The organism is Actinomadura formosensis (assembly GCF_050948385.1).
Classification (GTDB): Bacteria; Actinomycetota; Actinomycetes; order Streptosporangiales; family Streptosporangiaceae; genus Spirillospora; species Spirillospora formosensis.
This window is the reverse complement of the sequence record NZ_CP192011.1, coordinates 4,582,939-4,607,569: the sequence shown is the minus strand read 5'-3', so window position 1 is coordinate 4,607,569 and position 24,631 is coordinate 4,582,939. Positions and strand designations below refer to the sequence as shown.

The 24,631-nt window shown below is 72.6% G+C and carries 3 protein-coding genes; all 3 read left to right on the top strand.

What is annotated here, in order from left to right:
• The first annotated feature begins 249 nt into the window (after positions 1-249).
• Genes ACQP1N_RS21780 through ACQP1N_RS21770 form a run of 3 tightly spaced genes read left to right on the top strand, consistent with a single transcriptional unit; the run spans position 250 to position 24,631 of the window.
• On the top strand, positions 250-13,005 hold the full coding sequence (locus ACQP1N_RS21780; protein WP_433226295.1) for an amino acid adenylation domain-containing protein: 12,756 nt from the start codon (positions 250-252) through the stop codon (positions 13,003-13,005).
• Positions 12,987-20,690 carry an amino acid adenylation domain-containing protein gene (locus ACQP1N_RS21775; protein ID WP_433226293.1) on the top strand — a complete coding sequence of 2,568 codons (7,704 nt, stop codon included), beginning with the start codon at positions 12,987-12,989 and terminating at the stop codon, positions 20,688-20,690. The genes ACQP1N_RS21780 and ACQP1N_RS21775 overlap by 19 nt, the downstream gene beginning before the upstream one ends.
• Complete coding sequence (locus ACQP1N_RS21770) at positions 20,687-24,631, top strand: amino acid adenylation domain-containing protein (RefSeq protein ID WP_242609049.1); 3,945 nt, start codon at positions 20,687-20,689, stop codon at positions 24,629-24,631. Before ACQP1N_RS21775 ends, ACQP1N_RS21770 begins: the two co-directional genes overlap by 4 nt.

The window sequence follows — 24,631 nt, the reverse complement described above, 5'->3', positions numbered from 1 at the left end:
AACGTGGGTCGAGAGCGGTTCCAGTCGAAAGCGGAAAGTGACGGCGCTCTGCATGGGTGAGGGCACGGGGCGTTGACTCCGGGATATCGCGGGCCGGTCGCGTTCCCCGTGGAGACTCGGGGTGAAAGGGGACGGGGAAAGCCCGATCAGTTCTGTGGTCACTCTCTTTGATTTTCCGCCCGCCGGCGCCTCGCCGGTTCCGATGCCGGGCGTAAAGAAAACCCTCTTCGACCGGGAAAGTGCCGCTTGATGTCCACCGAGTTCGTTCCTCTTTCGGCCGCTCAGCAGAGCGTCTGGTACGCGCAGCAGCTGGCGCCCGAAACGCCGATCCACATCGCGCAGTACATCGAGATCGAGGGACCGCTCGACCACGAGCTGTTCGACCGGGTGGCGCGGATCGGCGCGCACGAGGTGCTCGCGATGAACGCCCGGCTGACCGAGCTGGACGGTGTCCCGCACCAGGTCCTCGACCCGGACGCGAGCGTGTCGATCCCGCTTGTGGACCTGTCCGGGGAGCCCGACCCGGACGCCGCCGCGCGGGCGTGGATGCGGGAGCGGATGGCGGCGCCGCTGCCGCTGGACGCCGAGCGGCTGTTCATGACGGCCCTGCTGCGGCTCTCCCCGGACCTGCACCGGTGGTTCATCCGTGCGCACCACGTGATCCAGGACGCCATCAGCGGCTCGCTGATCAGCCGCCGCGCCGCGGAGGTCTACACCTCGCTGGCGAACGGCGGCGAGTACGTGCCGGCGGAACTGGGCGACTACCGCAGGGTCCTCGCCGAGGAGGCGGCGTACCGGGCGTCGGAGAAGTTCGACCGCGACCGCGCCTACTGGACGGAACGGTTCGCCGACCGGCCGGTCGCGGTGTCGCTGTCGGAGGAGATGGCCGAGCCGACCGCCGACTACCTGAGCCGGATCACCGTCATCCCGCCCGGCCGGACCGCCGAGCTGGCCGCCGGGGCCCGCCGGCTGCGCACCGCGACACCGGGCCTCGCGATCGCCGCGACCGCCGCGTACGTGGCGCGGATGACGGGCACCGAGGACGTCATCCTCGGCCTCGCCGTCAGCGGCCGTACGACGCAGGTCGCGCTGGGCACCCCGGCGATGCTCGCGACGATCCTGCCGCTGCGGGTGCGGGTCCGCCCGGACATGACGGTGGACGGGCTGGTCCGCGCGGCGACCCGGGCGAGCGCGCGGGCGCTGCGCCACCAGCGCTACCGGCGCGAGGACCTGCTGCGCGACCTGAAGCTGCTGGGCGAGCGCCGCCGGCTGTACGGGCCGGTCATCAACATCATGGCCTACGACTACCGGCTCGACTTCGCGGGCCTGCCGGCGCGGATGCACGCGATCACGACCGGGCCGATCGACGACCTGTCGGTCAACATCTACGACAACTTCGACGGCACCGGCATGCGCGTCGACTTCGAGGCGCACCCGGACCTCTACACCGAGGACCAGGTCGACACGCATCTGGACCGTTACGTCCGGTTCCTACAGGCGCTCGGCGACGCCGACCCGGCCACGCCGCTCCGCGAGGTCGAGTTGCTGGACGACGCCGAGCGGTCCCGCGTGCTGGACGAGTGGAACGACACGGTGCTGCCCGTCGAGCCGGCCGTCGTCCCCGACCTGTTCGAGGCGCAGGCGGCCCGCACCCCGGACGCCCCCGCCGTCACCCACGACGGCGTCACGCTCACCTACCGGGAGCTGGACGAGCGCGCCAGCCGCCTCGCCCGCCACCTGATCGGGCTCGGGGTCGGCGCCGAGGACTTCGTCGCCCTCGCCCTCCCGCGGAACACGGACCTGATCGTCGCGGCCCTCGCGGTGCTGAAGGCGGGCGCCGCCTACCAGCCGGTCGACCTGGCGTACCCGGCCGACCGCATCGCGTTCATGCTGGACGACGCGTCCCCGGCCTGCGTCATCACGACGTCCGGCGCCGACCTGCCCGGGACGACCCCCCGCGTCCTGCTGGACGGCCTCGACCTGGACGGCGTGCCCGCCACCGCCCCCGCCGACGAGGACCGCGTGCGGCCCCTCCGTCCGGGCAACGCGGCGTACGTCATCTACACCTCGGGTTCGACGGGGCGGCCGAAGGGTGTCGTCGTCTCGCACGCCAATGCCGTCGACCTGTGCGCGTGGGCGAAGGAGGAGTTCGGGCCCGGACGTCTCGCTCGTGTTCTGTTCTCCACGTCGCTGAACTTCGATGTGTCGGTGTTCGAGTGGCTGACGCCGTTGACGGTCGGCGGTCACATCGAGGTCGTCCGCGACCTGCTGGAGGTGGCCGAGCGCGGCGGCTGGCACGGCACGCTCGTCTCCGGGGTCCCGTCCGCGATGTCGGCGCTGCTCGCGACCGGGGGGCCGTCCCCCCGGCGGGGACTCGACCTGAAAACGGGCGACATCGTGCTGGCCGGTGAGGCGCTCCCGGCCCGGCTCGTCCAGGATCTGCGCGCCCTCCTCCCGGACGCCCGCGTCTCCAACATCTACGGTCCGACCGAGGCGACCGTTTATGCGACGGCCTGGTTCGACGACGGCAACGCCGCCGGTCACGCCCCGATCGGCGGTCCCGTCGCCAACACCCGCACCTATGTTCTGGATGCGGCGCTCAGGCCCGTTCCGGCCGGGGTTCCGGGTGAGCTGTATCTGGCGGGTGACGGCTTGGCGCGCGGTTACCTGGGGCGTCCCGGGTTGAGCGCTGAGCGGTTCGTCGCCTGTCCGTTCGGGAAGCCGGGCGAGCGGATGTACCGGACGGGGGACCTTGTCCGCTGGAACGGCCGGGGTCAGATCGAGTATCTCGGCCGTCTCGACCATCAGGTGAAGGTGCGCGGTTTCCGGATCGAGCTGGGCGAGATCGAGACGGCCCTGTCGGCGCATCCGGCGGTCACGCAGAGCGTCGTCGTGGCCCGCCGCGACAACGCGGGCGACACCGTCCTCGCCGCCTACGTCGTCTCCGGAGGCGTCGACACCGCCGACCTCAAACGGTCGGTCGCGGCGGTCCTGCCGGAGTACATGGTGCCGTCCGCGATCGTCGTGCTGGACGCGATGCCGCTGAACCCGAACGGCAAGCTCGACCGGGCCGCGCTGCCCGCGCCCGACTTCACCGCCGACCTCACCGCGCGCGGCCCGCGCGACGCCCGCGAGGAGATCCTCTGCGGGATCTTCGCCGACGTCCTCGGCCTGGACCGGGTCGGCATCGACGACAACTTCTTCGACCACGGCGGCGACTCGCTGAAGGCGACCCGCGTGGTGTCGCGGGCCCGTGCCGCGCTGGACACCGAGCTGGCCGTCCGCGCCCTGTTCGAGGCGCCGACCGTCGCCGCGCTCGCCGCCGTGCTCGGTGAACCGGACGGGGAGCCCAGGCCGAAGCTCGTCCCGGCCGAGCGCCCCGGCCTCGTGCCCGTCTCGTACGCGCAGCGGCGCCTGTGGTTCATCCACGACCTCGAAGGGCTCGGAGCCGGGGACGCGGCCGCGACCTACCACATCCCGATCCCGCTGCGGCTGACCGGTGCGCTCGACCTGGATGCGGTCCGCGCCGCGATGCGCGACATGATGACGCGCCACGAAGCGCTCCGGACCGTGTTCGTGCAGGTGGAAGGCGAGCCCTACCAGCGCGTCCTCGCACCGGAGGAGGCCCGGGCCGAGCCGGAGATCATCGATTGCACCCCTCTGCGGGGGGCGGGGGAGGCCGCCTCCGCACAGGGGCACCGCGGCCCGGACGGGCTCCAGGCGGCGGTGTTCGAGGCCGCGACGCGCGGGTTCGATCTGGCCGCCGAGCCGCCCGTCCGCGCGCACGTCTTCCGCATCGCCGAGGACGACCATCTGCTCCTGCTGGTGATGCACCACATCGCCGGGGACGGCTGGTCGATGGAGCCGCTCGCCACCGACCTCATCACCGCCTACGCCGCCCGCGCCGCGGGCGCGGAGCCGGGGTGGGCGCCGCTGCCCGTCCAGTACGCCGACTACGCGATCTGGCAGCGCGAGGTCCTCGGCGACGAGGCCGACCCGGGCAGCGTCATGGGCCGGCAGATCGCGCACTGGAAGGACGCCCTCGCCGGGCTGCCGGAGGAGCTGGCACTGCCGTCCGACCGGCCGCGCCCGCCCCGCGCCACCTACCGGGGCGCGCAGCACCCGTTCACGCTGCCGCCCGAACTGCACGCCGCGCTCACCGCGCTGGCCCGCGACCACCGCGCCAGCCTGTTCATGGTGCTGCAGGCGGCGCTCGCCGGCCTGTTCACCCGGCTCGGCGCCGGGACGGACGTGCCGATCGGTTCGCCGGTCGCGGGCCGCACCGACGAGGCCCTGGACGATCTCGTCGGCGTGTTCGTGAACACGCTCGTGCTGCGGACCGACACCTCCGGCGACCCGACGTTCGCGGAGCTGCTCGCCCGCGTCCGCGAGGCCGACCTCGCCGCCTACGCCCACCAGGACGTCCCGTTCGAGCGGCTCGTCGAGGTGCTGAACCCGGCGCGGTCGCTGGCGCGGCACCCGCTGTTCCAGGTGATGATCTCGATGCAGAACAACCCGTCCGCGCGGGTCGAGCTGCCCGGCCTGACGGTCGCCCTGGAACCGGTCGACCCGGGCGTGTCCCGCTTCGACCTCGCCCTCCTGGTGGACGAGACGCGCGACGCCGACGGCGACCCGGCCGGGATCGACTGCCGGTTGGAGTACGCGCTCGACCTGTTCGACCCGGAGACGGCCGCGTCGATGGCGGCGCGCCTGGAGCGGCTGCTGACCCGGGTCGCCGCCGACCCGTCCCTGCCGCTCAGCGCCGTCGACCTGCTGGACGGCGCCGAACGCGACACCCTCCTGAACCGCTGGAACGACACCGGCCTGCCGGTCGCGCCCGCCGTCGTCCCCGAGCTGTTCGAGGCGCAGTCCGCCCGCACCCCGGACGCGACCGCCGTCATCGCGGGGGAGACCCGGCTCGGCTACGCCGAGCTGAACGCCCGCGCGAACCGGCTCGCCCGCCACCTGATCGGGCTCGGCGTCGGCGCCGAGGACTTCGTCGCCCTCGCGCTGCCGCGGGACGCCGATCTGATCGTGGCGGCGCTGGCCGTCCTCAAGGCGGGCGCCGCCTACCAGCCGGTCGACCTGGCGTACCCGGCCGACCGCATCGCCTACATGCTGGAGGACGCCGCCCCCGCCTGCGTCATCACGACCCGGGCCGCGGACCTGCCCGGCGGGACGCCCCGCGTCGAACTCGACGCACTGTCCCTCGACGGGCTCTGCGGCGACGACGTCACCGACGCCGGACGCGTCCGCCCGCTGCGCCCCGCGAACCCGGCGTACGTCATCTACACCTCGGGTTCGACGGGGCGGCCGAAGGGTGTCGTCGTCTCGCACGCCAATGCCGTCGACCTGTGCGCGTGGGCGGAGGAGGATTTCGGGCCCGGACGTCTCGCCCGTGTTCTGTTCTCCACGTCGTTGAACTTCGATGTGTCGGTGTTCGAGTGGCTGACGCCGTTGACGGTCGGTGGTCACATCGAGGTCGTCCGCGACCTGCTGGAGGTGGCCGAGCGCGGAGGCTGGCACGGCACGCTGATCTCCGGCGTCCCCTCGGCGGTGTCGGCGCTGCTCGCGCGGGGCGGGCTCCCCGATGCCGCCGCCGGGGGGCCTGGGGGGTCGTCCTCCCAGATCCGGCTGGGGGCGGGGGACGTGGTGCTCGCGGGGGAGGCGCTGCCGCCGCAGCTCGTCCGGGACCTCCGGGCGCTGCTGCCGGACGCCCGCGTCTCCAACATCTACGGTCCGACCGAGGCGACCGTTTATGCGACGGCCTGGTTCGATGACGGCAACGCCGCCGGCCATGCCCCGATCGGCGGTCCCGTCGCCAACACCCGCACCTATGTTCTGGATGCGGCGCTCAGGCCCGTTCCGGCCGGGGTTCCGGGTGAGCTGTATCTGGCGGGTGACGGCTTGGCGCGCGGTTACCTGGGGCGTCCCGGGTTGAGCGCTGAGCGGTTCGTCGCCTGCCCGTTCGGGAAGCCGGGCGAGCGGATGTACCGGACGGGGGACCTTGTCCGCTGGAACGGCCGGGGTCAGATCGAGTATCTCGGCCGTCTCGACCATCAGGTGAAGGTGCGCGGTTTCCGGATCGAGCTGGGTGAGATCGAGACGGCCCTGTCGGCGCACCCGGCGGTCACGCAGAGCGTCGTCGTGGCCCGCCGCGACAACGCGGGCGACACCGTCCTCGCCGCCTACGTCGTTGGCGCGCCCGGGAGCGGTGGGACCGACCCGGCGGAGCTGCGCGCGTTCGTCGGGAGAACGCTGCCGGACTACATGGTGCCGTCCGCGGTCGTCGTGCTGGACGCGATGCCGCTGAACCCGAACGGCAAGCTCGACCGGGCCGCGCTGCCCGCGCCCGACTTCACCGCCGACCTCACCGCGCGCGGCCCGCGCGACGCCCGCGAGGAGATCCTCTGCGGGATCTTCGCCGACGTCCTCGGCCTGGACCGGGTCGGCATCGACGACAACTTCTTCGACCACGGCGGCGACTCGCTGAAGGCGACCCGCGTCGTCGCCCGCGCCCGCGCCGCGCTGAACGTGGAACTGCCCGTCCGGGCGCTGTTCGAGACCCCGACGGTCGCGGGCCTCGCCGCGCACCTCGCGTCGGCGGCCGGTGCGGCGCGGCCCGCGCTGCGCCCGGTGGAGCGGCCCGTCCCGCTGCCGGTCTCCCACGCGCAGGAGCGGCTCTGGTTCCTGAACCGGCTGGAAGGGCTCACCGCCACCTACAACATGCCGATCCCGCTGCGGCTCACCGGCGCGGTCGACCCCGGCGCGATGCGGGACGCGCTCCGCGACGTCGCCGCCCGGCACGAGTCGCTGCGGACGCTGTTCGCCGACGCCGACGGCGAGCCGCACCAGGTGATCCTCGCCCCGGACGAGGCCGACCCGCGGCTCACCGTCACCGCGCCCGCCGACCTGCACGGCGCGCTGTTCGCGGACGCCACCCGCGGCTTCGACCTGGCGAACGAGCTGCCGGTCCGCGCCCACCTCTACCGGCTCGGCGAGGACGAGCACCTGCTCCTCATCGTCCTGCACCACATCGCCGGGGACGGCTGGTCGATGGCGCCGCTCGCCCGCGACGTGATCACCGCCTACCTGGCCCGCCGCGCCGGCGCCGCCCCCGAGTGGGCGCCGCTCGGCGTGCAGTACGCCGACTACGCGCTCTGGCAGCGTGAGCTGCTCGGCGACGAGAACGACCCGGGCAGCCTCGCCGCCCGCCAGATCGCCTACTGGAAGGACGCGCTCGCCGGGCTGCCCGACCAGATCCGGCTGCCGCACGACCGCCCGCGCCCGGACCGCGCCTCCCACCGGGGCGGCCAGGTCGCCTTCGAGGTCCCGGCGGAACTGGCGGACGGGCTGCGGACACTCGCCCGCGACCACCAGGTCAGCATGTTCATGGTGCTGCAGGCGGCGCTCGCCGCGCTGCTGACCCGGCTCGGCGCCGGGACGGACGTGCCGATCGGCTCGCCGGTCGCGGGCCGCACCGACGAGGCCCTGGACGATCTCGTCGGCGTGTTCGTGAACACGCTCGTGCTGCGGACCGACACCTCCGGCGACCCGACGTTCGCGGAGCTGCTCGCCCGCGTCCGGGAGACCGACCTCGCCGCCTACGCCCACCAGGACGTCCCGTTCGAGCGGCTCGTCGAGGTGCTGAACCCGGCGCGGTCGCTGGCCCGGCACCCGCTGTTCCAGGTCATGCTGACGCTGCAGAACAACCCGGAGGCGTCGGTCGAGCTGCCCGGCCTGCACGTCGCCGTCGAGCCGGTGGACGCCGGAGTCGCCAAGTTCGACCTGGAGTTCCTGCTGGAGGAAGCCCGCGACGGCTCCGGCGCGTTCGCGGGGACCCTCGAATACGCCCTCGACCTGTTCGACCGGGACACCGCCGAGCGGCTCGCCGGCTGGTTCCGGCGGACGCTCGACGCCGCGGTCGCGTCGGGCGGCGCCGTCACCGTGGAGGGTCTCGACCTGCCGGGCGTCGCCGTCCCCGAGGAGGGACCGGCGGAGAAGCGGCTCGTCGCCTACGTCGTCGCCGCGCCCGGCCAGACGCTCGACCCGGTGGAGCTGCGCGCCCACGTCCGGGAGAGCCTGCCCGAGTCGATGGTGCCCGCCGCCGTCGTCGTCCTGGACGAGATGCCGCTCACCCCGAACGGCAAGGTCGATGTCAAGGCGCTGCCGAAGCCGGAACTGACGATCGTCCCGGCGACCGCGTACCGGGCCCCGGCCGGGGAGACCGAGGAGAGCGTCGCCGCCGTCTTCGCCGAACTGCTCGGCGTGGACCGGGTCGGCGCCGACGACGACTTCTTCGCGCTCGGCGGCAACTCCCTCATCGCGATGCGGGTCGTCAGCCGCGTGCGCCGCGCGCTGAACGTGGAGCTGCCCGTCCGGGCGCTGTTCGAGGCGCCGACCGTCGCGGGTCTCGCCGCGCTGCTCGGCGGCGGCGCCCGGCCCGGACGACCGGCGCTGGGGCCACGTGAGCGGCCGGAGGTGATCCCGCCGTCGCACGCGCAGCAGCGGCTCTGGTTCCTCAGCCGGTTCGAGGGACCGTCGGCCACCTACAACATGCCGGCCGCGCTGCGCATCCGCGGCCCCCTGGACGTGGCCGCGCTCCGCGCCGCCGTCGGCGACCTGGTGGAACGGCACGAGACGCTCCGCACGATCCTGCCGGACGCCGGGGGAGCGCCGCGCCAGCTCGTCCTCGACCCGGCCGCCGCCCGGCCCGAGCTGGAGGTCACCGAGACGACCGAGGCGGAGCTGCCGACACGGCTCGCCATGGCCGCCGGGTACGCCTTCGACATCACCGCCGAGCCGCCGCTGCGCACCCACCTGTTCCGGGTCGGGCCGGAGGAGCATGTGGCGCTGCTGCTCATGCACCATGTCGGCGGCGACGGCTGGTCGATGGCCCCGCTCGCCCGCGACTTCATCACCGCCTACGCGGCGCGGGCCGGGGGCACGGCCCCGCAGTGGGCGCCGTTGCCGGTCCAGTACGCCGACTACACGCTCTGGCAGCGTGAGCTCTTCGGTTCGGAGGGTGATCCGGACAGTCTGATCTCCCGGCAGATCGCGTATTGGCGGGAGGCGTTGGCCGGGCTGCCGGAGGAGTTGGTGTTGCCGGCCGACCGGCCGCGTCCGGCGGAGGCGTCCTACCGGGGCGGGACGCACGCGTTCGAACTGGACGCCGATCTCCACGCCGGGCTGCTGGCCCTCGCGCGGGAGACCGGCGCCAGCCCGTTCATGGTCGCGCAGGCCGCCTTCGCCGCCCTGCTGACCCGGCTGGGTGCGGGGACGGATGTGCCGATCGGCTCGCCCATTGCCGGGCGTACCGATGAGGCTCTGGACGATCTTGTCGGGATGTTCGTCAACATGCTCGTCTTCCGGACCGACACCTCCGGGGACCCGTCGTTCCGGGAACTGGTGGGACGGGTGCGGGAGACCGACCTCGCCGCCTACGCCCATCAGGACGTCCCGTTCGAGCGGCTCGTCGAGGTACTGAACCCGCCGCGCCACCTGGCCCGGCACCCGCTGTTCCAGGTCGGGCTGACGTTCCAGAACAACCCCGAGGCACGGCTTGAGATGCCCGGCTTCAGCGCCGAGCTGGAACCGCTGACCGCCGGGGTGTCCCGGTTCGACCTGCTGATGATCCTCACCGAGCGGGAGGACGGGCTCGACGGCGAACTGGAGTACGCGCTCGACCTGTACGACCCGGCCACCGCGCGGCGGCTCGTCGAACGGTTCGAGCGGTACCTGTCCGCGCTGCTCGCCGACCCGGACGCGCCCATCGGCGCCGCCGAGGTCCTGTCCGCGCAGGAGCGGTCGCTGATCCTCGGCGAGTGGGCGGGGGAAGACGCGGCCCCGGTGGACCGGGCCACGATTCCTGCGTTGTTCGAGGCGCAGGTGGCGGTTCGTCCGGATGCGCCGGCGGTCACGTTCGAGGGTGTGTCGTGGTCGTATGCGCAGGTCAATGCGAGGGCGAATCGTCTGGCGCGGTGGTTGGTGGAGCGGGGTGTGGGGCCGGAGCAGTTCGTGGCTTTGGCGTTGCCGCGGTCGGCCGATCTGGTGGTGGCGATCCTGGCGGTGTTGAAGGCGGGTGCGGCGTATGTGCCGATGGATCCCGACTATCCGGCAGACCGGATCGCGTACATGGTGGAGGATGCCAGGCCCGTTCTGACCCTCGGCCCGGATGATCTGGATGCCGAGGGGTACGACGACACCGATCTGGGTGTTGTGATCGACCCTGCTCATCCGGCGTATGTGATTTACACGTCGGGTTCGACGGGGCGTCCCAAGGGTGTGGTGGTTCCGCATCAGAACGTGGTGCGGCTGCTGGGGTGCACCGAGCAGTGGTTCGGTTTCGGGCCGGATGATGTGTGGACGTTGTTCCACTCTTATGCGTTCGATTTCACGGTGTGGGAGTTGTGGGGTTCGCTGCTGTACGGCGGCCGGCTCGTGGTCGTCCCGTACCTGACATCGCGGTCACCGCAGGACTTCCTTGCTCTCCTGGAGAAGGAGAAGGTCACCGTCCTCAACCAGACCCCGTCGGCGTTCTACCAGTTGATGGCGGCCGACAGGGAGCATCCGGGCACCGATCTGGCGTTGCGTTACATCGTCTTCGGTGGTGAGGCTCTGGATCTGGGGCGGTTGGAGGACTGGTACTCCCGGCATCGCGAGGACGCGCCGACGCTGGTCAACATGTACGGGATCACTGAGACCACCGTGCATGTGTCCTACCTTGCGCTGGACCGGGCTTATGCGGCGACCGCGCCCGGCAGCGTCATCGGTGTTGGTATCCCGGACCTGCGGGTCTATGTCCTGGACGACCGTCTCCAGCCCGTCCCGCCCGGCGTCGTGGGCGAGTTGTATGTGGCGGGGGCGGGGTTGGCGCGCGGTTATCTGAACCGTCCGGGGTTGTCGGCCGAGCGGTTTGTCGCTGACCCGCACGGTGGGCCCGGTACCCGTATGTATCGGACGGGCGATGTCGGGCGGTGGCTGGCCGATGGCCGTCTGGAGTATCTGGGCCGTGCCGATCAGCAGGTGCAGTTGCGTGGCTTCCGGATCGAACTCGGCGAGATCCAGGCCGCCCTCACCAAGCATGAGGCCGTCAGGGACGCCGCCGTGATCGTCCGGGACGAGCGGCTTGTCGCCTACGTCGTCGGGTCCGATGTTGATTCGTCCGAGCTGCGGCGTTTCGTCGGCAAGGATCTGCCCGACTACATGGTTCCGGCCGTGGTCGTGGAGCTGGACGTGCTGCCGCTGACCTCCAACGGCAAGCTGGATCGAAAGGTGCTCCCGGCGCCGGACTTCACCGCGAAGGTTTCCTCGCGCACGCCGCGCAATTCCGAAGAGGAGACTCTGGCGCGGTTGTTCGCCGAGGTGCTCGGGTTGGAGCGGGTGGGGATCGATGACGGGTTCTTTGATCTGGGCGGTGACTCGATCATCGCGATCCAGTTGGTGTCGCGGGCCCGCCAGTCGGGTCTGGTCATCACGCCCCGGGAGGTGTTCCAGCACCAGACCGTCGAGGAGTTGGCCGCCACTGCCAAGCCCGTCGGCGAAGGCGAACAGACCGAGACCGAGGCACCCGGCGCCGGGGTCGGTCCGATCCCGGTCACCCCGATCGTCGGGTGGCTGCGCGACCGGGTGGCCGGGGACGCGTCGCCGATCAGCGGCTTCCACCAGGCGATGCTGCTGCGCACCCCGCCGGACCTCGGCATCGAGCGGCTGACGGCCGCGTTCCAGACCCTCCTCGACCACCACGACATCCTGCGGCTCCGGCTGGACGTAGCGGGCGGCCGCTGGCAGCCCGTCGTCCGGCAGCCCGGCTCGTGCGAGGCGTCCGGCCTCGTCACCCGCGTGGACGTCGCCGGCCTGGACGTGGACAAGCTGCAGTCCGTCATCACCGAGCAGGCCATCGCCGCCCGCGGCCGCCTCGACCCGTCCGCCGGGACGGTCGCGCAGCTCGTCTGGTTCGACGCGGGCGAGGAACAGGGACGTCTCCTCGTCGTCCTGCACCACCTGGTCGTGGACGGCGTGTCCTGGCGGATCCTGCTGCCCGACCTGGTCACCGCCTGGGCCGGGGGAGACCTCGCCCCCGTCCCGACGTCGTTCCGCCGCTGGGCGCAGAAGCTCACCGCGTCCGAGCGGGACGCCGGCGAGCTGGAGGACTGGCTCGACATCGTGGACGGCCCGCCGCAGAACCTTGCGAAGCGTCCGCTCGACCCGCGGGTGGACATCGCGGCCCGCGCCCGGTCCCTCACCCTCGACCTGCCCGCCGACGTCACCGGACCGCTGCTCACCGACGTCCCGGCCGCGTTCCACGGGCGGGCGAACGACGTCCTGCTCACCGGCCTCGCGCTCGCCGTCGCCCAGTGGCGCCGGCACCGGGGCGGGCGGGGCACCGGTGTCCTCATCGACCTTGAGGGCCACGGACGCGAGGACGTCGTCCCCGGCGCCGACGTCTCCCGGACCGTGGGCTGGTTCACCTCGATCCACCCCGTCCGGCTGGACGCGGGCAACGTGACCGGCGGCGCGGCCGTCAAGACGGTGAAGGAGCAGCTCCGGGCCGTCCCGGACGGCGGCATCGGCTACGGCCTCCTCCGCTACGGGGACGGGGAGGCCGCCGAGGAGCTGGCCGAGCTGCCGCCCGCGCAGATCGCGTTCAACTATCTCGGCCGGGTCGCCCCCGGCGACGACGGCGGCGACTGGACGCTCGCGTCCGAGGAGCTGCCCGCGGGCGAGGACCCGGCGATGCCGCTGACGCACGTCCTGGAGATCAACGCCGTCACCCGCGACCTGCCCGGCGGGCCCGTGCTGTCGGCGACCTGGACGTGGCCGGGCGGCCTGCTGGCGGCCACCGACGTCCGGGACCTGGCCGAAGGCTGGTTCACGGCGCTGCGCGCCCTGGTCGCCGACGTCGCCGCCGGGGAGGCGGGCGGCTTCACCCCGTCCGACCTGCTCGTGGAGCTGGACCAGAGCGAGATCGACAAGCTGCAGACCGCGTGGAGGCAGAAATCGTGAACCGGGGCGACCTTGAGGACATCTTGCCGCTGTCGCCGTTGCAGCAGGGTTTCTTCTTCCACGCCCTTTTCGACGCCGGCGACGCCGACGTGTACACGGCGCAGTTCGTCCTCGACCTCGAAGGGCCCCTGGACGCCGCCGCGCTGCGCATCGCCGCCGGGACGCTGCTGCGCCGGCACGCCAACCTGCGCGCCGCGTTCTGGCACGAGGACCTGTCGCGTCCCGTCCAGGTGATCCCGCGCACGGTCGAGCTGCCCTGGGAGGAGATCACCGCGTCCGGGCCCGAGGCCGACGCGATCGTGGAGCGGGAGCGGGCGCGCGGCTTCGACATGACCGCGCCGCCGCTGCTGCGGTTCGTCCTCGTCCGGATGGGGCCCGAACGGTTCCGGCTGATCTTCACCAACCACCACATCCTGCTGGACGGCTGGTCCACGCCGATCCTCGCGACCGAGCTGTTCCTGCTCTACATGCAGGGCGGCCACGACACGGGGATGCCGCGCGTCACCCCGTACAAGAACTACCTGGCGTGGCTCGCCCGGCAGGACCGCGCCGCCGCCGAGGACGCCTGGCGCCGCGCACTCGACGGCGTGGACGAACCCAGCCTCGTCGCCCCCGAGGCCGCCACCCGCGCCCCGCGGCACCCGCGGCGGACCAGCACCGAACTCGACGAGCGCACCACCCGCCGCCTGACCCGCGCGGCCCGCCGCCACGGTGTCACGCTGAGCACCGTCCTGCAGGGCGCCTGGGGTCTCGTCCTCGGCCGCCTCCTCGGCTCGGACGACGTGGTGTTCGGCGCGACCGTCTCCGGCCGCCCGCCCGAACTCCCCGGCGTCGAGCAGATGATCGGCCTGTTCATCAACACGCTGCCGATCCGCGTCCGCTACCGCCCGGACGAGTCGCTCGGCTCCCTCATGGAACGCCTCCAGGAGGAGCAGACCGAACTCCTCGCCCACCACCACCTGGGCCTCACCGACATCCAGCGGGTGGCGGGCCACGGCGGCGCGCTGTTCGACACCATGACGGTGCTGGAGAACTACCCGTTCGACCCGTCCTCGATGGACGGCCCCCTCAACGGCGTCCGGATCGCCGCCGCCGACTCCTACGACGCGACCCACTTCCCCCTGTCGTTCGTCGCGATCCCCGGTGAGAGGCTGTCCCTCCGCCTGCACTACCGCCCCGACGTCTACGAACACGCGGTCGTGGAGGCGCTGCTGGCCCGTGTCCGCCGCTTCCTGGAGGTCTTCGCCGACGACGCGGGCCGCGTCATCGGCGCCGTCGACCTGGCGGGCGAGACCGAGCGGGCGGCCCTGTCGGCCTGGAACGACACCGCCGCCGAGATCCCGTCCGGCACCCTCCCCGCCCTCTTCGAGACCCAGGCCGCCCGCACCCCGGCGGATGTGGCGCTCGTCTGCGGCGACACCCACCTGACCTACGCCGCTCTGAACGAACGCGCCAACCGCCTGGCCCACGAACTCATCGCGCGTGGCATCGGCCCCGAGGACCGCGTGGCGCTCGTCCTTCCGCGCACCCCGGCGATCGTGGCGGCGATCCTCGGCGTTCTCAAGGCGGGCGCGGCCTATGTCCCGATCGACCCGGAGTACCCGGACGAGCGCATCGCCTCCATGCTGGACGACGCCCGCCCGGCCCTGACCATCACGACCGGCGACTTCCCGGACGCGGCCGGGCGGCCATCGCACGATCCGTCCGATGACGACCGGGTGCGGGCGTTGCGGGCGGAGAACGCCGCGTACGTCATCTACACGTCGGGGTCCACCGGGCGGCCCAAAGGCGTGACCGTCCCGCACGTGGGCGTGCTCAACTACTTCGAGGCGCATCGGGACGCGTTCATCGATCCGGCGGTCGAGGCCGCCGGCGGGCGGCGGATGCGGTTCGCTCATCTCGCGTCGTTCTCGTTCGACACGTCCTGGATGGGCCTGCTGTGGATGATGTACGGCCACGAGCTGCACCTCATCGACGACGCCACCCGCCGCGACGTCGAGGCGTACACGGAGTACGTGGCGCGCGCGCAGATCGACCTGGTGAACACCACCCCGTCGCACTTCGCCTCGCTCCGCGAAGCGGGCCTGCTGGACGACGACGGGCGGCATCGGCCCGCACAGCTCCTCCTCGGCGGCGAGGCCATCGGCGAGAGCCTGTGGGCCGAACTCCGCGCGATCCCCGGCCTCACCACGCGCAACTTCTACGGGCCCACCGAGGCGACCATCGACACGATGAACCAGGTCGTCGCGCGCGGCGAGCGGCCGTCGATCGGCGGCCCCTACCGCAACCTCCGGGCGTACGTGCTGGACACCGCGCTCCAGCCCGTGCCGGCCGGTGTCCCCGGTGAGCTCTACCTGGCGGGCGTGCAACTCGCCCGCGGGTATCTCGACCGGCCCGGGCTGTCCGCCGAACGGTTCGTCGCCGACCCGTTCGGCCCGCCCGGCGACCGCATGTACCGCACCGGCGACCTGGCCCGGTGGCGCCCGGACGGGACGATCGAGTACCTCGGCCGCGCCGACGACCAGGTCAAGATCCGCGGGTTCCGGGTGGAGCCCGGCGAGATCGAGAACGTCCTCGCGGGGTGCCCCGGTGTCGCGCGGGCCGCCGTGGTCGTCCACGAGGACCGGCCCGGCGGCAAGCGTCTCGCCGCCTACCTGGTGGGGCCCGGGATCGATGCCGCGGCCGTCCGCCGGTACGCCGCGGAGCGGCTGCCCGACTACATGGTCCCGGCGTTCACCGTCCTCGACGCGCTGCCGCTCACCGTGAACGGCAAGCTCGACCGGGCCGCGCTGCCCGCGCCCGACGCCGGCTCCGCCGCCGGCCGCGCGCCGCGCTCCCCGCAGGAGGAGATCCTCTGCGGTCTGTTCGCCGAGGTCCTCGGCGTGCCGCGGGTGGGCGTGGACGACGGGTTCTTCGACCTCGGCGGCGACTCGCTCACCGCGACCCGGCTGGTGAGCAGGATCCGGTCCGCGCTGGGCGCCGAACTGCCCGTCCGGGCGCTGTTCGAGGCGCCGACCGTCGCGGGCCTCGCCGAGCGCCTCACCGACGCGGCGGGCGGCGTGCGTCCCCCGCTGGTACGGGCCGAGCGACTCGACGTGATCCCGCTGTCGCACGCGCAGCAGCGGCTCTGGTTCCTCAACCGGTTCGAGGGCGCGTCCGCGACGTTCAACATGCCGATCGCGCTGCGCCTCGACGGCCGCCTCGACCTGGAGGCGCTGCGCGCCGCGCTCGCCGACGTCGTGGCCCGGCACGAGACGCTCCGCACGATCTTCCCGGACGGCTCGGGCACCGCCCGGCAACTCGTCCTGGACCCGGCCGCCGCCCGGCCCCGCCTCGACATCACCGAGACCGGCGAGGCCGCCCTGCCGGCGGCGCTCGCCGCCGAGGTCGGGCGCGGCTTCGACCTGTCGGTGGAGCCGCCGCTGCGGGCCCGGCTGTTCGCGCTCGGCGACGACACCTCCGTGCTGATGCTGGTCCTGCACCACATCGCGGTGGACGGCTGGTCGATGGCGCCGCTGGCCCGCGACGTGATCCTCGCCTATGCGGCCCGTTCGCAGGGACACGCGCCGCAGTGGGCGCCGTTGCCCGTCCAGTACGCCGACTACACGCTCTGGCAGCGGGAGCTCTTCGGTTCGGAGGGTGATCCGGACAGTCTGATCTCCCGGCAGATCGCGTATTGGCGGGAGGCGTTGGCCGGGCTGCCGGAGGAGTTGGTGTTGCCGGCCGACCGGCCGCGTCCGGCGGAGGCGTCCTACCGGGGCGGGACGCACGCGTTCGAACTGGACGCCGATCTCCACGCCGGGCTGCTGACCCTCGCGCGGGAGAGCGGCGCGAGCCTGTTCATGGTCATGCAGGCCGCCTTCGCCGCGTTGCTGACCCGGCTGGGTGCGGGGACGGATGTGCCGATCGGCTCGCCTATTGCCGGGCGTACCGATGAGGCTCTGGACGATCTTGTCGGGATGTTCGTCAACATGCTCGTGTTGCGGACCGACACGTCCGGGGACCCGTCGTTCCGGGAACTGGTGGGACGGGTACGGGAGACCGACCTCGCCGCCTACGCGCACCAGGACGTCCCGTTCGAGCGGCTGGTCGAGGTACTGAACCCGGCGCGGTCGATGGCCCGGCATCCGCTGTTCCAGGTCGTCCTGTCGTTCCAGAACAACCCCGAGGCACGGCTTGAGCTGGACGGGCTCACCGGCGGCGCCGAACCCCTGACGGCGGGTACGGCCAAGTACGACCTGTCCCTCTACCTGGAGGAACGGCACGGCGACGACGGCACGCCCGGCGGCATCGAAGCCGGGCTCGAATTCGCCCTCGACCTGTTCGACCCCGGCACCGCGCGGACGATCGCGGACCGCTTCGAGCGGCTCGTCCGCGCACTGGTCGCCGACCCCGACATGCCCATCACCGCCGCCGAGATCCTCGACCGGAGCGAACGGCGGACACTGCTGCGCCGCTGGGCCGGAGGTAAGGGCGGCGACGTCGAGCGGACGACGATTCCTGCGTTGTTCGAGGCGCAGGTGGCGGTTCGTCCGGATGCGCCGGCGGTCACGTTCGAGGGTGTGTCGTGGTCGTATGCGCAGGTCAATGCGAGGGCGAATCGTCTGGCGCGGTGGTTGGTGGAGCGGGGTGTGGGGCCGGAGCAGTTCGTGGCTTTGGCGTTGCCGCGGTCGGCCGATCTGGTGGTGGCGATCCTGGCGGTGCTGAAGACGGGTGCGGCGTATGTGCCGATGGATCCCGACTATCCGGCAGACCGGATCGCGTACATGGTGCAGGATGCCAAGCCCGTTCTGACCCTCGGCCCGGATGATCTGGATGCCGAGGGGTACGACGACACCGATCTGGGTGTTGTGATCGACCCTGCTCATCCGGCGTATGTGATTTACACGTCGGGTTCGACGGGGCGTCCCAAGGGTGTGGTGGTTCCGCACCAGAACGTGGTGCGGCTGCTGCGTTCTACCGAGCAGTGGTTCGGGTTCGGCCCGGATGATGTGTGGACGTTGTTCCACTCTTATGCGTTCGACTTCACGGTGTGGGAGCTGTGGGGGTCGCTGCTGTACGGCGGCCGGCTCGTGGTCGTCCCGTACCTGACATCGCGGTCACCGCAGGACTTCCTTGCTCTCCTGGAGAAGGAGAAGGTCACCGTCCTCAACCAGACCCCGTCGGCGTTCTACCAGTTGATGGCCGCCGACAGGGAGCATCCGGGCACCGATCTGGTGTTGCGTTACATCGTCTTCGGTGGTGAGGCCCTGGATCTGGGGCGGTTGGAGGACTGGTACTCCCGGCATCACGAGGACGCGCCGGTGCTGGTCAACATGTACGGGATCACTGAGACCACCGTGCATGTGTCCTACCTTGCGCTGGACCGGGCTTATGCGGCGACCGCGCCCGGCAGTGTCATCGGTGTTGATATCCCGGACCTGCGGGTCTATGTCCTGGACGACCGTCTGCAGCCGGTCCCGCCCGGTGTGGTCGGCGAACTGTACGTTGCCGGTGCCGGATTGGCGCGCGGTTATCTGAACCGTCCGGGGTTGTCGGCCGAGCGGTTTGTCGCTGACCCGCACGGTGGGCCCGGTACCCGTATGTACCGGACGGGCGATGTCGGGCGGTGGCTGGCCGATGGCCGTCTGGAGTATCTGGGCCGTGCCGATCAGCAGGTGCAATTGCGCGGCTTCCGGATCGAACTCGGCGAGATCGAATCGGTCCTCGTCCGGCACGAGGCCGTCCGGGACGCCGCTGTGATCGTCCGGGACGAGCGGCTTGTCGCCTACATTGCCGCCAATGGCGTCGACCCGGCCGAACTACGCCGCTTCGCCGGACGGTCGCTGCCCGACTACATGGTCCCGGCCGTGGTCGTGGAGCTGGATGCTCTCCCGCTGACCGGCAACGGCAAGCTGGACCGCAAGGCGCTGCCCGCACCCGACTTCACCGCGAAGGTTTCCTCGCGCACGCCGCGCAATTCCGAAGAGGAGACTCTGGCGCGGTTGTTCGCCGAGGTGCTCGGGTTGGAGCGGGTGGGGATCGATGACGGGTTCTTCGATCTGGGCGGTGACTCGATCATCGCGATCCAGTTGGTGTCGCGGGCCCGCCAGTCGGGTCTGGTCATCACGCCCCGGGAGGTGTTCCAGCACCAGACCGTCGAGGAGTTGGCCGCCACTGCCAAGCCCGTCGGCGAAGGCGAACAGACCGAGACCGAGGCACCCGGCGCGGGCATCGGCCGCGTCCCCGCGACCCCGATCATGCGCTGGTTCCAGGACCTGAACGGCCCCGCCCGCGGCTACAGCCAGCGGATGCTGCTCCAGGTCCCGCCGGGCCTCGGCCTCGACGACCTGACCAGGGCGTTCCAGACCGTCCTCGACCACCACGACATGCTCCGCCTCCGCGTGGACGGCACCGAGTTCGAGGTCACCGAACCCGGCACGGCCGATGCCGCGGCGCTCGTCCGCCGGGTGGACGTGACGGGCCTCGGTACCGAGGCGCTCCGCGCGATCCTCGCCGAGGAGGCGGAGGCGGCCAGGCTTCGCCTCGACCCGGCCGCCGGGACGGTCGCGCAGCTCGTCTGGTTCGACGCGGGCCCCGCCGCGTCCGGACGCCTCCTCCTCACCCTCCACCACCTGGTCGTGGACGGCGTGTCCTGGCGGATCCTGCTGCCCGACCTGGTCACCGCCTGGGCCGGGGGAGACCTCGCCCCCGTCCCGACGTCGTTCCGCCGCTGGGCGCAGCGCCTCGCCGCCGAGGCGTCCGATCCGGCCCGCACGGCCGAGCTGCCGCTGTGGGACGACGTTCTCGCCACCCCCGACCCGGTGCTCGGTTCCCGCCCGCTCGACCCGGCGGCCGACACGTTCGGGGCGGCGAGGCACCTCACCCTCGACCTGCCCGCCGGCGTCACCGAGCCCCTCCTCACCGAGGTTCCGGCCGCGTTCCACGGGCGCGCCAACGACGTCCTGCTCACCGGCCTCGCGCTCGCCGTCGCCGAATGGCGGCGTGAACGCGGCGTGTCCGACGAGACGGCCGTCCTCATCGGCCTCGAAGGGCACGGCCGCGAGGAGATCGTCCCCGGCGTCGACCTGTCCCGCACCGTCGGCTGGTTCACCTCCATCCACCCGGTCCGCCTGGACGCCGGCTGGGTCGAGCCCGCCGACGTCCGCGACGGCGGCCAGGCCGTCGGCACCGCGCTCAAGCGGGTCAAGGAGCAGCTCCGCGAGATCCCCGACAACGGCATCGGGTACGGGCTGCTCCGCTACCTCAACCCGGCGGCCGGGGCGCGGCTGCGCGCCCACCCGCAGATCGGGTTCAACTACCTCGGCCGCTCCGCCGTGCCCGAGGCCACCGACTGGGGGCCGGCGGACCAGGCCGACGGCGACGCCCTCGGCCCTGGGCAGGACGCGGCACTCGGCCTCGTCCACGCCATCGAGGTCAACGCGCACACCCGCGACCTGCCGGACGGCCCCGAACTGTCCGCGACCTGGACATGGGCGGGCGGGCTGTTCGACGACGCCGCGATCGAGGACCTCGCGGAGCGCTGGTTCACCGCGCTGCGCGGCCTCGTCGCCCACGTCGCCGCCGGCGCCGGGGGCGGGCCCGTCGGCGGGTTCACCCCATCCGACCTGTCCCTGGTGGACGTCAGCCAGGACGAGATCGACGAGCTCGCCGCCGAGCTCGACGGTGAATGGGAGCTGGATTGAGCAAGTCGCAGCTTGAGGACATCCTCCCGCTGTCCCCGTTGCAGCAGGGACTGTTCTTCCACGCCCTCTACGACTCGGGCCGCGACGTCTACACCGCGCAGATCGTGTTCGACCTGCGCGGCCCCCTTGACGTGGACGCGCTGAAGGCCGCCGCCGCGACCCTCCTGCGCCGCCACGCCAACCTGCGCGCGGGGTTCCGGCAACGCAAGGAGGGGTCACCGGTCCAGGTCGTCCACCGCACGGTCAGGCTGCCGTGGCGGGACGAGGACCTGTCCGGGCTGCCCGAAGCCGACCGCGAGGCGCAGGCCCGCCGGCTGGCCGACGCCGAGCGCGCCCGCCCGTTCGACATGACCAGGCCGCCGCTGCTGCGCTTCCTGCTCATCAGGCTGGCGGACGGCCTGCACCGCATGGTGTTCACCAACCACCACATCCTCCTCGACGGCTGGTCCACGCCCGTCCTGCAGACCGAGCTGTTCGCGCTCTACCTCGCCGAGGGAGACGACAGCGGCATGCCGCGCGTCACCCCGTACAAGAACTACCTGGCGTGGCTCGCCGCCCAGGACCGTTCCGCGGCCGAGGACGCCTGGCGCCGCTCCCTCGACGGCGTCCACGAACCCACCCTCGTCGTGCCCGGCGCCCCCGAACCCGGCACCGGCGCCCCCGGACGCGTCCGGACCCGCCTCACCGAAGAACTCACCTCGGCGCTCAGCGCGCGCGCCCGCGCCCAGGGCGTCACCCTCAACACCGTCCTGCAACTCGCCTGGGGGACCCTGCTCGGCCGCCTCACCGGCTCCAGCGACGTGGTGTTCGGTGCCGCGGTGTCCGGCCGCCCGCCGGAACTGGCCGGCGTCGAGCAGATGATCGGGTTGTTCATCAACACCCTGCCGATCCGCGCCCGCGTCCGGCCCGCCGACACCGTCGCCGAGGCCCTGACCCGCCTCCAGGACGAGCAGGCCGCGCTGATGCAGCACCACCACCTCGGCCTGTCCGACATCCAGCGCCTCACCGGCGCCGGGACGCTGTTCGACACCATGACCGTCCTGGAGAACTACCCGTTCGACCCGGACGCCGCCGGGACCGACCTCGGCGGCCTCACCCTCCACGCCGTCGACGGCTACGACGCCACCCACTACCCGCTGACGTTCGCCGCCGTCCCGGGGCGTGCCCTGTCCCTGCGCATCGACCACCGCACCGACCTGTTCGCCGGGGACGACGCGGCGCGCCTGATGCGCCGCCTCACCCGCATCCTCGAAGCGATCGCCCACCGCCCCGGCCTGCCGCTCGGCCGCATCGCCGTCCTGGACGACGACGAACGCACCAGGGTCCTCCAGACCTGGCAGGGCCCGCGGACCGGCCGCCGCCCGCAGACCCTCACCTCCCGCTTCGCCGAACAGCTGGCCCGAACCCCCGGCGCCACCGCCGTCCGCGCCGCCGGGAAGCCGATCACATTCGCCGAGCTGGACGAGCGGGCGAACCGTCTCGCGCACCGGCTGATCGGGCTCGGCGTCGGGCGGGACACCCCGGTCGCGGTGCTGCTCGAAAGATCCGCCGACACCGTGGTGGCCTCGCTGGCGATCCTCAAGGCGGGCGGGGCCTACGCGCCCATCCACCGCAGCTACCCGGCCGAGCGGATGGCGTGGGCGGTCGCCGAGGTCGACGCGCCCGTGCTCGTCGTCAACACGCCGATGCGGCACCGCGTGGCCGATCTGGAGACGTCCGCGACGGTGCTCGTCGTGGACGACGACCCGGAGACCGGCGCCCGGCCCGCCACCGACCCCGGCGTCCCCTGCCATCCCGAGCAGCTCGCCTGCGTGCTGTTCACCTCCGGCTCCACGGGCGTCCCCAAGGGCGTCATGCTGCGGCACCGCGACGCCCTCGACCTCGCCACCGACGGCCGGCTGCGCGGCGGCGCCCACGACCGGGTGCTCGTCCACTCGCCGCACGCGTTCGACGCGTCGATCTACGAGATCTGGACGCCGCTGCTGCACGGCGGCACGGCCGTCGTCGCGCCGCCCGGCCACCTGAACGGCGAGGCGCTCGAAGAGATCATCGCCGCCGAGGACCTCACCGGCCTGTTCCTCACCACCACCCTGTTCAACCTGGTCGCCGACGAGCGGCCGCACGCGTTCGCGCGCCTGCGCGAGGTCCTGACCGGCGGCGAGGCCGGCTCGCCGGCCGCGATCCGCAAGGTCCTCGCCGCCTGCCCGGACACCGAGGTCGGCAACGTGTACGGGCCGACCGAGGCCACCACCTACACCACCGTGACCGGGCTGCGGGCGCCGCTCGCCGACCCGTCCGAGACGTCCGCCGTGCTGGGCCGCCCCATCGACGACATGCGCGTGTACGTGCTCGACCAGGGGCTGCGGCCCGTCCCGCCCGGCGTGGTCGGCGAAGCGTACATCGCGGGCGCCGGGCTCGGCCGCGGCTACCTGCGCCGGCCCTCCCTCACCGCCGAACGCTACGTCGCCGACCCGTTCGGCGCGCCCGGCGACCGCATGTACCGGACCGGCGACCTGGTCCGGTGGCGGGCCGACGGGAACCTGGAGTACGTCGACCGCGCCGACTTCCAGGTCAAGATCCGCGGGTTCCGCATCGAACTGGGCGAGATCGAGGCCGCCGTCGCCGCCCACCCCGCCGTCGCGAACGTCGCCGTCATCGCCCGCGAGGACACCCCCGGCGTCAAGACCCTCGTCGCCTACGTCATCGCACCGGCCCTGTCCGCCAGGGGGGACGACCCCTCTGAACCCCACGGTGAAGAGCGCATGGTGGACGGGCTCCGCGAGTTCGTCCGGGACCGGCTGCCCGAGTACATGGTGCCCGCCGCGTTCGTCCGGCTCGACACCTTCCCCGTCGGCCCGACCGGCAAGCTCGACCGGCGCGCCCTGCCCGCGCCCGACTACGGCGAGGCCGCCGCGGGACGCGCCCCCCGCACACCCGACGAGGAGCGGCTCTGCGGGATCGTCGCGGACGTCCTCGGCCTCGACCGTGTCGGCGCCGACGTCAGCTTCTTCGACCTCGGCGGCGACAGCATCGCCGCGCTGAAGCTCGTCACCCGCGCCCGCCGGGCGGGCATCGAGCTCACCCCGCGCGACGTGTTCACCCACCAGACCGTCGAGGCGCTGACCCGGGCCGGCGCCCCCGAAGACAGGCTCGGCTTCGAGGTCCTGCTGCCCATCCGCACCTCGGGTACCCGCCCGCCGGTCTTCTTCGTCCACCCGGCGGGCGGCCTGGCCTGGGGCTACCTGCAGTTCCAGCGGCACCTCGGCCCCGACCAGCCGATCTACGGGCTGCAGGCCCGCGCGTTCACGCGGACCGAGCTGCCCGGCTCCATCGAGGAGATGGCCGAGGACTACCTGGCACAGATCCGGGCCGTCCGCCCGCGCGGCCCCTACCACCTCGCAGGCTGGTCGCTCGGCGGGCTCGTCGCCTACGAGATGGCCGTCCGGCTCCAGGCCGCCGGCGAGCGCGTCGGCCTGCTCGCCCTCATCGACGCCTACCACGGCCAGGACCTCGAATCCGAGCGGCGCGAGGTCCTCCCCGAACTGCTGGAGTCCATCGGCATCGACGCGACGATGGTCGCCGAGGACGGCAACCCGAACATGGCCCAGATCATGGCGGTGCTCGCCGACCGCGACGACGCCCTCGCCACCCTCGGCGAGGACGACCTCGTCAACGTCTACCGCAACTACGAGAACGGGCTCCGGCAGGCCGAGGAGTACCGCCCCGGCCGGTTCCGCGGCGACATCGTGTTCTTCACCGCGCTGCGGGGCCGCACCGGCGGTTCGCCCACCGGACGGTCCAACTGGGGCCCGCTCGTCGAGGGCGGGATCGAGGACTACCCGATCGACATCGACCACCACCTGCTCATGGAGCCGGACCCGGCCGCCGAGATGGGCGCCGTCCTGGCCGCCAAACTCGACAAGCTGCACAGCAGCCAATGA

Bases quoted from the DNA above. Each gene is read 5' to 3' on its own strand.
- ACQP1N_RS21780 (WP_433226295.1), top strand. From the start codon at position 250: ATGTCCACCGAGTTCGTTCCTCTTTCGGCCGCTCAGCAGAGCGTCTGG.